Raw genomic sequence first — 13,977 nt, 5'->3', positions numbered from 1 at the left:
AGCCCTGATCTAGAGTGCTTCCAGATGTAACGCGACCGCCCTTCACTTAAATCGATATACACTCGAACAAATCTATAAAAACACCCCACTGGTAATTCCAGCATGATGACCTTGCGTCAAATCCGGCACTTTATTGCCGTGGCCGAGACTGGTTCGATCTCCGCCGCCGCGCAGACGGCGTTTATTTCCCAGTCGACCCTGACCCTGGCGATCCAGCAACTGGAACAGGAAATCGGCGTCAACCTGTTCAACCGTCACGCCAAGGGCATGACCCTCACCCACCAGGGCCATCAGTTCCTGCGCCAGGCGCACCTGATCCTCGCCACCGTCGACAACGCCAAGCGCAGCCTGCAACAGAGCACCGACCAGGTCGCCGGGCAGTTGATCATCGGCGTGACCAGCCTGGTGGCCGGTTATTACCTGGCCGATTTGCTGACTCGCTTCCAACGCGCCTACCCCAATGTGGAAATCCGCGTGATGGAGGACGAACGCCCGTATATCGAGCATTTGCTGGTCAGCGGCGAAATCGACGTGGGCGTGTTGATCCTCTCCAACCTCGAAGACCGCCACGCCCTGCAGACCGAAGTGCTCACCCACTCCCCGCACCGGCTTTGGCTGCCCGCACAGCATCCGCTGCTGGAGCACGACAGCATCAACCTGGCCGACGTGGCGCGCGAGCCCTTGATCCAGCTGAACGTCGATGAAATGGGCCACAACGCCCAACGCCTGTGGACCAGCGCCGGCCTGCAACCGCGCGTGACCCTGCGCACCGCCTCCACCGAAGCGGTGCGAAGCCTGGTGGCGGCAGGCCTGGGCGTGTCGATCCAACCCGACATGACCTACCGCCCCTGGTCGCTGGAGGGCGACATTATTGAAGCGCGGCCGATTGCCGACCTCAGCCAGACCCTCGACGTGGGCCTGGCCTGGCGCCGTGGCACGGCGCGCCCGGCGCTGGTGGACCCGTTCCTGACCGTTGCCCGCGAACAGCCGCACCCGCGCAAGCCATCTATTTAATCGAATGCTGTATTCAGTATTTAGTATTTGTTGACCTCGCGCCTGACCTCTAGTCTCTGCTTATCCCCTAAGAGAAAGGTCAGGCCCTCGTAAGAGAACGCCCATGGCCGCACAAGAAAAGAGATCACGAAAAATGTCCGGCGCGCCCACCCCGCTGCTCACTGCGTTGCTGATCGACGGCGAACTGGTCCCGGGCCAGGGTTTTGCCGAGCCGATCCTCAACCCGGCCACCGGTGAAATCCTCACCCAAATCGCCGAAGCCAGCGCCGAGCAGGTCGAGACCGCGATCCTTGCCGCCCACCGTGCCTTGGCCGGTTGGTCGCGGACCACGCCGCAGCAACGTTCGAACATCCTGCTGGGCATTGCCGACGCCATCGAAAAACACGCCGATTACCTGGCCCGCCTGGAGTCCCTGAACTGCGGCAAGCCGCTGCACCTGGCACGCCAGGATGACTTGAGCGCCACCGTGGATGTGTTCCGCTTCTTCGCCGGGGCCGTGCGTTGCCAGACCGGGCAACTCAGCGGTGAATACCTGCCGGGCTACACCAGCATGGTGCGTCGCGATCCGATTGGCGTAGTGGCCTCGATTGCGCCATGGAACTACCCGCTGATGATGGCCGCGTGGAAAATCGCTCCGGCCCTGGCGGCCGGTAATACGCTGGTGTTCAAGCCATCGGAACACACGCCGCTGTCGATCCTCGCCCTCGCCCCGGTGCTCAAAGACCTGTTGCCGCGTGGCGTGATCAACATTCTGTGTGGCGGCGGCGAAGGTGTCGGCAGCCATCTGGTCAGCCACGCCAAGGTGCGCATGGTTTCGCTGACCGGCGATATCGTCACCGGACAGAAGATTCTGCAGGCTGCCTCCAAGACCCTGAAACGCACGCACCTGGAACTGGGCGGCAAGGCGCCGGTGATCGTATGCAACGACGCCGACCTGCAAGCCGTGGTCGAGGGTGTGCGCGCCTACGGTTACTACAACGCTGGCCAGGACTGCACCGCCGCATGCCGCATCTACGCCCAGGCGGGTATCCACGACAAACTGGTCGCCGAGCTCGGCGCCGCTGTCAGTAGCCTGCGCTTTGCCGGCAAGCGCGACACCGACAATGAGCTGGGGCCGCTGATCAGCACACGCCAGCGCGACCGCGTGGCCAGTTTTGTCGAACGCGCCCTCGGCCAGCCACATATCGAACGCGTCACCGGCGCCGCCGTGCATTCCGGTGCCGGCTTCTATTACCAGCCGACGCTGCTGGCCGGCTGTAAACAGAACGATGAAATCGTGCAGCGCGAAGTGTTCGGCCCGGTGGTCACCGTAACGCGCTTCGACGAACTGGAACAGGCGGTGGACTGGGCCAACGACTCCGAGTACGGCCTGGCCTCGTCCGTGTGGACCCAGAACCTGGACAAGGCCATGCAAGTGGCGGCGCGTCTGCAATACGGCTGCACCTGGATCAACAGCCATTTCATGCTGGTCAGCGAAATGCCCCATGGCGGCTTGAAGCGCTCGGGGTATGGGAAGGATCTGTCCAGCGACTCGCTGCAGGACTACAGCGTGGTGCGGCACATCATGGCGCGCCACGGCCAGCATCTTTAAAACAACAACTAAGCTCTTGCGTTACCGGTTCAAACAACTGCCCCGACCATAATTAAAGAAGAGGGAACCCCCATGTCTGCGCACAAGACCGCACTGCTCAGTGCTTTGACTACCGCGCTGCTGGCCAGCGCCAGCCTGCAGGCCGCCGAACCGCTCAAAGCGGTGGGTGCCGGTGAAGGCCAACTGGATATCGTCGCCTGGCCCGGCTATATCGAACGCGGCGAAAGCGACAAGGCCTACGACTGGGTCAGCGGTTTCGAGAAGGAAACCGGCTGCAAGGTCAACGTGAAAACCGCCGCTACCTCTGACGAAATGGTCAGCCTGATGGCCAAGGGTGGCTATGACCTGGTGACCGCGTCGGGCGATGCGTCGCTGCGGCTGATCGTCGGCAAACGGGTGCAGCCAATCAATACCGCACTGATCGCCAACTGGAAGAACATCGACCCCCGCCTGAAGGACGCGCCGTGGTACGTGGTTGGCCAGCAAACCTACGGCACCCCGTACCAGTGGGGGCCAAACGTGTTGATGTACAACACCAACGTATTCAAGACCGCGCCCACCAGCTGGAATGTGCTGTTCGACGCGCAGAACCTGCCGGACGGCAAGCCGAACAAAGGCCGTGTGCAGGCGTATGACGGCCCGATCTACATCGCCGACGCGGCGCTGTACCTCAAGTCGGCCAAGCCGGAACTGGGCATCCAGAACCCGTACGAACTCACCGAAACACAGTACAAGGCCGTGCTTGAATTGCTGCGCGCCCAGCAACCGCTGATCCACCGCTACTGGCACGACACCACCGTGCAAATGAGTGACTTCAAGAACGAAGGCGTGGTGGCCTCCAGCGCCTGGCCGTATCAGGTCAACGGCCTGCAGAACGAGAAGCAGCCGATTGCCTCGACCATTCCGAAGGAAGGCGCCACCGGCTGGGCCGACACCACCATGCTGCATGCCGAAGCCAAGCACCCGAACTGTGCCTACAAATGGATGGACTGGTCGCTGCAACCGAAGGTCCAGGGCGATGTGGCCGCCTGGTTCGGTTCGCTGCCAGCCGTGCCGGCAGCCTGTAAGGAGAGCGAGCTGCTCGGCGCCGAAGGCTGCAAGACCAACGGCTTCGACCAGTTCGACAAGATCGCCTTCTGGAAAACCCCGCAGGCGGAAGGCGGCAAGTTCGTGCCCTACAGCCGCTGGACCCAGGATTACATCGCGATCATGGGTGGCCGCTAGACACCATCGGTCTCCTGTGGGAGGGGGCTTGCCCCCGAGTGCAGTGTGTCAGTCAGCACATCTGTAACTGATCCACTGCTTTCGAGGGCAAGCCCCCTCCCACATTGACCGCATTCACAGATGTTTTGTTTTTTCAGAAGTCCAGGCCGGGCCGCTGCGACGACCCGTGCCTTTTCGGAGCACCGCACCATGACACTTGCAGTCCAATTCACTCACGTTTCCCGTCAGTTCGGCGAAGTGAAAGCCGTTGACCGGGTTTCCATCGATATCCAGGACGGCGAGTTCTTTTCCATGCTCGGGCCTTCCGGCTCGGGCAAGACCACCTGCCTGCGCCTGATCGCCGGGTTCGAGCAGCCGAGCGCAGGCTCGATCCGTATCCACGGCGAGGAAGCCGCCGGCTTACCGCCCTACCAGCGCGACGTGAACACCGTGTTCCAGGATTACGCGCTGTTCCCCCATATGAATGTGCGCGACAACGTCGCCTACGGCCTCAAGGTCAAGGGTGTGGGCAAGACCGAGCGCCTCAACCGCGCCGAAGAAGCCCTGGCCATGGTAGCCCTCGGCGGCTACGGCGAGCGCAAGCCGGTGCAGCTCTCCGGCGGTCAACGCCAACGGGTGGCCCTGGCCCGCGCCCTGGTCAATCGCCCGCGTGTGTTGTTGCTGGATGAACCCTTGGGCGCCCTCGACCTCAAGCTGCGCGAGCAGATGCAGAGCGAACTGAAAAAGCTGCAACGCCAGCTGGGCATCACCTTTATCTTCGTGACCCACGACCAGACCGAAGCGCTGTCGATGTCCGACCGCGTCGCAGTCTTCAACAAAGGTCGCATCGAGCAGGTCGACACCCCGCGCAACCTGTACATGAAACCGGCCACCGCCTTCGTCGCCGAGTTCGTCGGCACCTCCAACGTGATACGCGGCGAACTGGCGCAGCGCCTCAGCGGCAGCACGCAACCCTTCTCGATCCGCCCGGAACACGTGCGCTTCGCCGATGGCCCGCTGGGCGCCGGCGAAGTGGAAATCAGCGGCCTGCTCCACGACATCCAGTACCAGGGCAGTGCCACCCGCTATGAACTGAAACTGGAAAACGGCCAGGCGCTGAACATCAGCCAGGCCAACAACCAGTGGCTGGACATCAGCAGCGGCCACCAGGTCGGCCAGTCCATCACCGCCCGTTGGGCGCGGGAAGCCATGACCCCGCTGACCGACAGCGCAGGCGAGGTGTGACATGAGCCTGGCTATTTCCCACCCGCCGATGCGCAGGTTTTCCAACCTGCTCTACCGCAAGCCCAACCTCTACCTGGCAATGCTGCTGGTGCCGCCGCTGATCTGGTTCGGCGCGATATACCTCGGTTCGTTGCTGACCCTGCTGTGGCAAGGTTTCTATACCTTCGACGACTTCACCATGGCGGTCACGCCAGACCTGACCCTGGCCAACTTCGCCGCGCTGTTCCAGCCGTCGAACTTCGACATCATTGTGCGCACCTTGAGCATGGCGATCGTGGTATCGATCGCCAGTGCCATCGTGGCCTTCCCCATCGCCTACTACATGGCGCGCTACACCACGGGCAAGACCAAGGCGTTCTTCTACATCGCGGTGATGATGCCGATGTGGGCCAGCTATATCGTCAAGGCTTATGCCTGGACCTTGCTGCTGGCCAAGGGCGGCGTGGCGCAGTGGTTCGTGCAGCACCTGGGCCTGGAGCCTGTGTTGCAGTTCGTGCTGGGCGTTCCCGGCGTGGGCGGCAGTACCTTGAGCACCTCGCATCTGGGACGGTTCATGGTGTTTGTCTATATCTGGCTGCCGTTCATGATCCTGCCGATCCAGGCGTCCCTGGAGCGTTTGCCGCCGTCCTTGCTGCAAGCCTCTGCCGACCTGGGCGCCAAACCGCGCCAGACCTTCATGCAGGTGATATTGCCGCTGTCGGTGCCAGGGATTGCCGCAGGTTCCATCTTCACCTTCTCGCTGACCCTGGGCGATTTCATCGTGCCGCAACTGGTCGGCCCGCCCGGCTACTTCGTCGGCGGCATGGTCTATGCGCAGCAAGGCGCCATCGGCAACATGCCCATGGCGGCGGCGTTCACCCTGGTGCCGATCGTGCTGATCGCGGTTTACCTGTCCATCGTCAAACGCCTGGGGGCCTTCGATGCACTCTGAAAAATCCTCATTGGGCCTGAAGATCGCCGCCTGGGGCGGGTTGGTGTTTCTGCACTTCCCGATCCTGATCATCTTTCTTTATGCCTTCAACACCGAAGAAGCTGCGTTCAGCTTTCCGCCCCAGGGCTTCACCCTGAAGTGGTTCAGCGTGGCGTTCGCGCGGCCGGACGTACTGGAGGCGATCAAGCTGTCGCTGCAGATCGCCGCCATCGCCACGCTGATCGCCATGGTGCTCGGCACGCTGGCCTCGGCGGCGCTGTATCGCCGCGAGTTCTTCGGCAAGCAAGGCGTGTCGCTGATGTTGATCCTGCCGATTGCCCTGCCGGGGATCATCACCGGTATCGCACTGCTGGCGACGTTCAAGACGCTGGGTATCGAGCCTGGGATGTTCACCATCATCGTCGGCCACGCGACCTTTTGCGTGGTGATCGTCTACAACAACGTCATCGCCCGCTTGCGCCGCACCTCCCACAGCCTGATCGAGGCCTCGATGGACCTGGGCGCCGACGGCTGGCAGACCTTCCGCTACATCATCATGCCCAACCTGGGCTCGGCGCTGCTGGCCGGCGGCATGCTCGCCTTTGCATTGTCGTTCGACGAAATCATCGTCACCACCTTCACCGCCGGCCACGAGCGCACCTTGCCGCTGTGGCTGCTCAACCAGTTGAGCCGCCCACGGGATGTGCCGGTGACCAACGTGGTGGCGATGCTAGTGATGCTGGTAACGATGTTCCCGATTCTCGGTGCCTATTACCTGACCCGCGGCGGTGAAAGCGTGGCCGGGAGTGGCGGCAAATAACGATGCTATTGAAGGAACACGGTTCAAATGTGGGAGGGGGCTTGCCCCCGATGGCAGTGGGTCAGTTGTAGAGGGTGTGACTGGAAGATTGCTATCGGGGGCAAGCCCCCTCCCACATTTAGAGCCAGTTTATTCAAGGAAATAACGATAGTTGGTGGAGAGCTGAACCATGCAAACCAAATTACTGATCAACGGCCAACTGGTCGAAGGCGAAGGCCCGGCACAAGCCGTATTCAACCCGGCGCTCGGCCGCGTACTGGTAGAAATCAAGGAAGCCAGCGAAGCCCAGGTCGACGCCGCCGTGCGCGCCGCCGACGCGGCCTTCGAAGGCTGGTCGCAAACCGCGCCCAAGGATCGTTCGCTGCTGCTGCTGAAACTGGCGGACGTGATCGAGGCCCACGGCGAAGAGCTGGCCAAGCTGGAATCGGACAACTGCGGCAAGCCCTACAGAGCCGCGCTCAACGATGAAATCCCGGCGATTGCCGATGTATTCCGTTTCTTTGCCGGCGCCAGCCGTTGCATGAGCGGTTCGGCCGGCGGTGAATACCTGCCCGGCCACACCTCGATGATCCGTCGCGACCCGGTGGGGGTGATCGCCTCCATCGCGCCGTGGAACTACCCGCTGATGATGGTCGCCTGGAAAATCGCCCCGGCCCTCGCCGCCGGTAATACCGTGGTGCTCAAGCCGTCGGAGCAAACCCCGCTGACCGCATTGCGCATGGTCGAACTGGCCGCTGAAATTTTCCCGGCCGGCGTGCTCAACCTGGTGTTCGGCCGTGGGCCTACCGTGGGCAGCCCACTGGTGACGCACCCTAAAGTGCGCATGGTGTCGCTGACCGGCTCCATCGCCACCGGCGCAAATATCATCTCCAGCACCGCCGACAGCGTGAAACGCATGCACATGGAGTTGGGTGGCAAGGCGCCAGTGATCATCTTCAACGATGCGGACATCGACGCCGCCGTGGAAGGCATTCGTACCTTCGGTTTCTACAACGCCGGCCAGGATTGCACGGCGGCCTGCCGGATTTACGCGCAGGCGCAGATCTACGACAAGTTCGTCGAAAAACTCGGCGCGGCGGTCGCCAGCATCAAGTATGGATTGCAGGATGACCCGGCCACGGAGTTGGGCCCGTTGATTACTGCGCAACATCGCGACCGTGTTGCCGGGTTTGTCGAACGCGCCGTGGCGCAACCGCACATTCGCCTGGTCACGGGTGGCAAGGCGGTGGAAGGCAATGGTTTCTTCTTTGAACCCACCGTGCTGGCCGACGCACAGCAGGACGACGAGATCGTGCGCCGCGAAGTATTCGGGCCGGTGGTCTCAGTGACCAAGTTCAACGACGAAGCGCAGGTGCTGGGCTGGGCCAACGATTCGGACTACGGCCTGGCGTCGTCCGTATGGACCGCCGATGTAGGACGTGCCCACCGCCTGGCGGCACGCCTGCAGTACGGCTGCACCTGGGTGAACACCCACTTCATGCTGGTCAGCGAAATGCCTCACGGCGGTCAGAAACTGTCTGGCTATGGCAAGGACATGTCCATGTACGGGCTGGAGGACTACACCACCGTGCGTCATGTGATGTTCAAGCACTGACGATTCAACCCGGCATTCCCTCTGGATGCCGGGAACCTATAACAATAATTTTCAGGATCCCCCATGGATATCACCCGCCGCGACTTCCTCAACGGCGTCGCTGTCACCCTCGCCGCCGGCATGACCCCACTGCAAATCCTGCAAGCCGCCCCTGATGGCCGTTACTACCCACCCGCCCTTACCGGCCTGCGCGGCAGCCATGCGGGCTCGTTCGAAGTGGCGCACCAGATGGGCTGGGAAAAGAAGGTGTTCGACACCGACAAGCTGCCGGTCACCGAAGACTATGACTTGGTCGTCGTGGGCGGTGGCTTGAGTGGGCTGTCGGCGGCGTGGTTCTATCGCGAGAAGCACCCCAAGGCGAAGATCCTGATCCTGGAAAACCACGACGACTTCGGCGGCCACGCCAAGCGCAATGAATTCCAGGCCGGTGGCCGCATGATCATCGGCTACGGTGGCAGCGAGGCGTTCCAGTCGCCCAACCACCTGTACAGCAAGGAAGTGAACGGGCTGCTGAAAAAGCTCGGCGTGAACATCAAGCGCTTCGAAACCGCCTTCGACCGCCGGTTCTACCCCGGTCTCGGGCTGTCGCGCGGGGTGTTTTTCGACAAGGAGAACTTCGGCGAAGACAAGCTGGTGACCGGCGACCCGACGCCGATGGTCGCCGACGACATCGCCCCCGACCAACTCAACGCACGGGCGATTCGCGATTTCATCAATGACTTCCCGTTGCCGGCGGCAGACCGTCAGGCCCTGATCGAGCTGCACACCGCGCCCAAGGACTACCTGCCGGGCAAGACCGCCAAAGAAAAGGCCGACTACCTGGCAGCCACCAGCTACCGCGATTTCCTGCTCAAGAACGTCGGTTTGTCGGAAGGCGCGGTGAAGTACTTCCAGAGCCGCACCAACGACTTCATGGCGCTGAGCATTGATGCCGTGGCGTCGGCCGATGCCTACAGCGTGGGTTTCCCAGGTTTTGCAGGGATGAACCTGGCGCCAATCAGCGAAGAAGCGGCAGCCGAAATGGAAGAGCCCTACATCTATCACTTCCCGGACGGCAATGCGTCGGTGGCACGGTTGCTGGTACGCAGCCTGATCCCGGGCGTGGCGCCGGGACATACCATGGACGATATCGTGCTGGCGGCATTCGACTACGCCAGGCTCGACCAACCCAAGGCGGCGGTGCGGCTGCGCTTGAACAGTACGGCGGTCAGCGTGCGTAACGTCGGCGACGGCGTGCATATCGGCTACAGCCGTGGCGGCCAACTCGCACAGGTGCGTGGAAAACGCTGCATCCTGGCCTGCTACAACATGATGATTCCGTATTTGTTGAAGGATTTGCCGGCACCGCAGGCTCACGCCTTGAGCCAGAACGTGAAGTACCCGCTGGTGTACACCAAGGTGGTTATCCGCAATTGGCAGTCCTTCCAGAAGCTCGGCGTTCACGAGATTTACGCGGCAACCCAGCCCTACAGCCGGATCAAACTGGACTACCCGGTGAGCATGGGCGGCTATGACCACCCGCGCGACCCGACGCAGCCGATCGGCTTGCACATGGTCTACGTGCCCACCAGCCCCAACAGCGGCATGAACGCCCGCGACCAGGCCCGCGCCGGGCGTGGCAAGTTGTATGGGCAGACGTTCGAACAACTGGAAGCGCAGTTGCGCGACCAGTTGCAACGCATGCTCGGGCCCGGCGGTTTCAATCATGAGACCGATATTCTGGCGATCACTGTCAACCGCTGGTCACACGGTTATGCGAGCTTCTCCAACAGCTTGTTCGATCAAGCCGATGAAACCGAAGCGTGGATGCAACTGGCGAAAAAGCCGGTGGGGCATGTGAGCATCGCCAACTCGGATGCGGCGTGGAGTGCGTATGCCCATGCGGCGATTGATGAGGCTTACCGAGCGGTGGGTGAAGTCGCCTGAAATGCAGTCTAAATGTGGGAGGGGGCTTGCCCCCGATTGAGTTGGACCTGCGCAGTATTCAGTGACTGGCACACCGCTATCGGGGGCAAGCCCCCTCCCACATTTGGATCTTCATATTTCTTAACTGATGTGTTCGGTCACAGAATCGGAAATGTCTTGTCGCATTTGCAACGCCATCACCACGCTATCAATCAATTTTCCTGCGTCATCGAACCGCTTAAGCTATCCGGCGTCTGTTTAATGTCCGTTGCGTTTGGTCGAAGGCATGTCCGAACCGTAATTTCTGATCCGCTACGTGCCAGGAACGGCGCGGGATTTGCTCACGACAGGTTGTCTCTATGCACCGCAGGAATTTGCTCAAAGCGTCCATGGCCATTGCGGCTTACACCGGCTTGTCGGCCAGCGGCCTGCTCGCCGCCCAGGCCTGGGCCGGGAACCGTGCTGCCGATGGCAAGGCCGTGGCGTTCGACTTCGACACGCTCAAGGCCCAGGCCAAACAACTCGCCGGGACCGCTTACAAGGACACCAAACAGGTGTTGCCGCCCACGCTGGCGACCATGACCCCGCAGAATTTCAACGCCATCGGCTACGACGGCAACCATTCGCTGTGGAAGGAATTGAACGGCCAACTGGACGTGCAATTCTTCCACGTCGGCATGGGCTTCAAGACGCCGGTGCGCATGCACAGCGTCGACCCCAAGACCCGTGAAGCCCGTGAGGTGCATTTCCGCCCCTCCCTGTTCAACTATGAAAAAACCACGGTCGACACCAAGCAACTGACCGGCGACCTGGGCTTCTCCGGCTTCAAGCTGTTCAAGGCGCCGGAACTGGATCGCCATGACGTGCTGTCGTTTCTCGGTGCCAGCTACTTCCGCGCGGTGGATTCCACCGGCCAGTACGGCCTTTCTGCCCGTGGCCTGGCCATCGACACCTACGCGAAAAAACGCGAGGAATTCCCCGACTTCACGCAGTTCTGGTTCGAAACCCCGGACAAGAACGCCACCCGCTTCGTGGTCTACGCACTGCTCGACTCGCCGAGCGCCACCGGCGCGTACCGCTTCGATATCGACTGCCAGGCCAACCAGGTAGTGATGGCCATCGACGCCCATATCAATGCGCGTACCACCATCGAACAATTGGGCATCGCGCCGATGACCAGCATGTTCAGTTGCGGCACCCACGAACGCCGCATGTGCGACACCATCCACCCGCAGATCCACGATTCGGACCGCCTGGCGATGTGGCGCGGCAACGGCGAGTGGATCTGCCGACCGCTGAACAACCCGGCCAAGCTGCAATTCAACGCATTTGCCGACAAAGACCCGAAGGGGTTCGGCCTGGTGCAGACCGACCATGAGTTCGCCAGTTACCAGGACACCGTGGACTGGTACAGCAAGCGCCCGAGCCTATGGGTCGAACCGACGACCGCCTGGGGCGAAGGCTCGATCGACCTGCTGGAAATCCCGACCACCGGCGAGACCCTCGATAACATCGTGGCCTTCTGGACGCCGAAAACACCCGTGGCCGCTGGCGACTCGCTCAACTACGGCTACAAGCTGTACTGGAGCGCGCTGCCGCCGGTGAGCACACCGTTGGCGCAAGTCGATGCAACCCGTTCGGGCATGGGTGGCTTCACCGAAGGCTGGGCACCGGGTGAGCACTATCCGCAAGTCTGGGCGCGTCGTTTTGCCGTGGACTTCAAGGGCGGCGGCCTGGATCGCCTGCCGCCAGGCACCGGGATCGAGCCGGTGGTGACCTGTTCCCATGGCCAGGTGAAGGACTTCAGCGTGCTGGTGCTGGATAACATCAAGGGCTACCGCATCCTGTTCGACTGGTACCCGACCAGCGACAGCGTGGAGCCAGTTGAGCTGCGCCTGTTCATTCGCACCCAGGACCGCACCTTGAGCGAAACCTGGCTGTACCAGTACTTCCCGCCGGCGCCGGACCAGCGCAAGTACACCTGATGCACCGCGTTCCCACGCTTGCGTGGGAACGCCCCCTCTTCGGTTCAGAACCGCGACACACTCTTCATTGCCCCAATCAAATAGCGCATCGCCACCTGATCGTTCTCGGTCAGCGCTCGATACTGCGCCAGCAACTCCATTTCATCCGAGCTCAACCTTCGCCCCCGCAATGACACCCTGCGGGTCAGAAAAGACGCTACCGCACCCGCCACACCATAGGACTTGGCCATGGACTGCTTCTCCTGTTATCCAACAAATACTCCTGGTGCCCATAACCCCTTCCCGTGAAGCGCAATGCCTGCGTGGGAAAACCGACTGACTCCCTGGGCCAGAAATCAGGCTTACCCTAAGCGTAGAAACGATCTCGCCAAGCGTGCGATTTTTTTAGAGTAATCACTTAAATAATTACATCGGTAACGAATACCTACAGTGCTATCCCACGCTATGACCGTAAAAAAACCCACCGGGTCAGGGTGGGTTTCGGCGGAGCGTGTCAGGGCTCAATCTCTCAAATCCGACTCGTGGATGGGTTGGTCACGATGGGTAGCACGCTGGTACTGCGCCGGCCAGATCGCCTTGCGCCCGCCCAGGTCATCATCGGCGTGCAACGGCCAGTACGGGTCGCGCAACAGCTCACGGGCAAGGAAGATAATATCGGCCTGACAGGTGCGCAGGATGTGCTCGGCCTGGGCCGGCTCGGTGATCATGCCCACGGTGCCGGTGGCGATGCCCGACTCCTTGCGCACGCGTTCGGCGAAGCGGGTCTGGTAGCCGGGGCCAGTGGGGATCTCGGCGTTGGCGGCGGTACCGCCTGACGAAACGTCGATCAGGTCCACGCCCAGCTCTTTCAGGCGACGCGCCAGCTCCACGGTTTCATCCGGGTTCCAGCCGTCTTCCACCCAGTCGGTGGCCGACACCCGCACAAACAGCGGCAGCTCCTGGGGCCAGATATCACGCACGGCCCTGGTCACTTGCAGCACCAGGCGGATGCGGTTTTCGAACGAGCCACCGTACTGATCCTGACGTTGGTTGCTGATCGGTGACAGGAATTGATGCAGCAGGTAACCATGGGCGGCGTGGATTTCCACCACTTCAAAACCGGCGGTCAGCGCACGTTTGGCAGCGGCGACGAAATCGGCGATCACTTGCTGGATCTGCCCTTCGTCCAACTGCCTGGGTTGGGTGTGCTGAGGGTCGAAGGCAATCGGCGACGGCCCCACCGGCACCCAGCCGCCGTCCTCCGGCTTGACGCTGCCATGCTTGCCGATCCACGGCCGATGGGTGCTGGCCTTGCGCCCGGCGTGGGCCAGTTGAATGCCGGCCACCGCGCCCTGGGCGGCAATGAAGCGCGTGATGCGTTGCAGCGGTTCGATCTGGGCGTCGTTCCAGAGACCCAGGTCCTGTGCGGTGATGCGGCCATCGGCGGTCACGGCGGTGGCTTCGGTGAAAATCAGCCCGGCGCCACCGACGGCGCGGCTGCCAAGGTGCACCAGGTGCCAGTCATTGGCCAGGCCGTCATCGCTTGAGTATTGGCACATCGGTGAGACCGCGATGCGGTTGAGCAGGGTCAATTGACGGAGGGTATAGGGTTCGAGCAGCTGACTCATGGCGCACCTCTTCTGGGTTCTGTGGGCACTATTCAAACGGTGCTTAGAGCCTAGTCGACAACGCTGGATTGCACAGGGTTCAGAAGGAAAAGCGGGAGCCGAT

The 13,977-nt window shown here is 61.8% G+C and carries 11 protein-coding genes; 9 read left to right on the top strand and 2 right to left on the bottom strand.

The features are described from left to right. Positions 1-102: 102 nt before the first annotated feature. The 9 genes from BM017_RS02735 (at position 103) to BM017_RS02695 (ending at position 12,267) form a co-directional block, all read left to right on the top strand. Entirely contained in the window at positions 103-1,014 is a 912-nt protein-coding gene (locus tag BM017_RS02735; protein WP_071488759.1) for a LysR family transcriptional regulator, read from the top strand. Between the two features lie 133 nt (positions 1,015-1,147). After that, positions 1,148-2,605 carry a gamma-aminobutyraldehyde dehydrogenase gene (locus BM017_RS02730; protein ID WP_170856028.1) on the top strand — a complete coding sequence of 486 codons (1,458 nt, stop codon included), beginning with the start codon at positions 1,148-1,150 and terminating at the stop codon, positions 2,603-2,605. Positions 2,606-2,677: 72 nt separating this feature from the next. Continuing rightward, positions 2,678-3,829 (top strand): putative ABC transporter substrate-binding protein YdcS, encoded by a 1,152-nt coding sequence (gene ydcS / locus BM017_RS02725; RefSeq protein ID WP_092241095.1) that lies wholly within the window; start codon positions 2,678-2,680, stop codon positions 3,827-3,829. A gap of 189 nt (positions 3,830-4,018) precedes the next feature. Next, entirely contained in the window at positions 4,019-5,053 is a 1,035-nt protein-coding gene (locus BM017_RS02720; RefSeq protein WP_092241093.1) for an ABC transporter ATP-binding protein, read from the top strand. A gap of 1 nt (position 5,054) precedes the next feature. Further along, on the top strand, positions 5,055-5,984 hold the full coding sequence (locus tag BM017_RS02715; protein ID WP_092241091.1) for an ABC transporter permease: 930 nt from the start codon (positions 5,055-5,057) through the stop codon (positions 5,982-5,984). Next, positions 5,974-6,783 (top strand): ABC transporter permease, encoded by an 810-nt coding sequence (locus BM017_RS02710; RefSeq protein WP_025856826.1) that lies wholly within the window; start codon positions 5,974-5,976, stop codon positions 6,781-6,783. Before BM017_RS02715 ends, BM017_RS02710 begins: the two co-directional genes overlap by 11 nt. 169 nt (positions 6,784-6,952) lie before the next feature. After that, entirely contained in the window at positions 6,953-8,377 is a 1,425-nt protein-coding gene (locus tag BM017_RS02705) for a gamma-aminobutyraldehyde dehydrogenase (protein ID WP_092241089.1), read from the top strand. A gap of 63 nt (positions 8,378-8,440) precedes the next feature. Continuing rightward, the gene (locus tag BM017_RS02700) at positions 8,441-10,303 is read left to right on the top strand and encodes an NAD(P)-binding protein (RefSeq protein WP_092241087.1); all 1,863 of its coding nucleotides are present in this window, start codon (positions 8,441-8,443) and stop codon (positions 10,301-10,303) included. Positions 10,304-10,641: 338 nt separating this feature from the next. Continuing rightward, positions 10,642-12,267 (top strand): glucan biosynthesis protein D, encoded by a 1,626-nt coding sequence (locus BM017_RS02695; RefSeq protein WP_092241085.1) that lies wholly within the window; start codon positions 10,642-10,644, stop codon positions 12,265-12,267. A 44-nt stretch (positions 12,268-12,311) separates the two neighbouring features. Here BM017_RS02695 and BM017_RS02690 read toward each other — a convergent pair whose 3' ends face one another. Together BM017_RS02690 and BM017_RS02685 are read right to left on the bottom strand one after the other, a co-directional pair. Beyond that, positions 12,312-12,497: a hypothetical protein gene (locus BM017_RS02690; RefSeq protein ID WP_058423750.1), complete on the bottom strand. Its 186-nt coding sequence runs from the start codon at positions 12,495-12,497 to the stop codon at positions 12,312-12,314. A gap of 270 nt (positions 12,498-12,767) precedes the next feature. Beyond that, a complete protein-coding gene (locus tag BM017_RS02685; RefSeq protein WP_092241083.1) occupies positions 12,768-13,874 on the bottom strand; it encodes an NADH:flavin oxidoreductase/NADH oxidase in 1,107 nt (368 codons plus the stop codon). Between the last annotated feature and the right edge of the window lie 103 nt (positions 13,875-13,977).

Source organism: Pseudomonas sp. NFPP04 (assembly GCF_900113815.1).
Taxonomy (GTDB): Bacteria; Pseudomonadota; Gammaproteobacteria; order Pseudomonadales; family Pseudomonadaceae; genus Aquipseudomonas; species Aquipseudomonas extremorientalis.
This window is presented reverse-complemented; position numbering and strand designations above follow the sequence as displayed.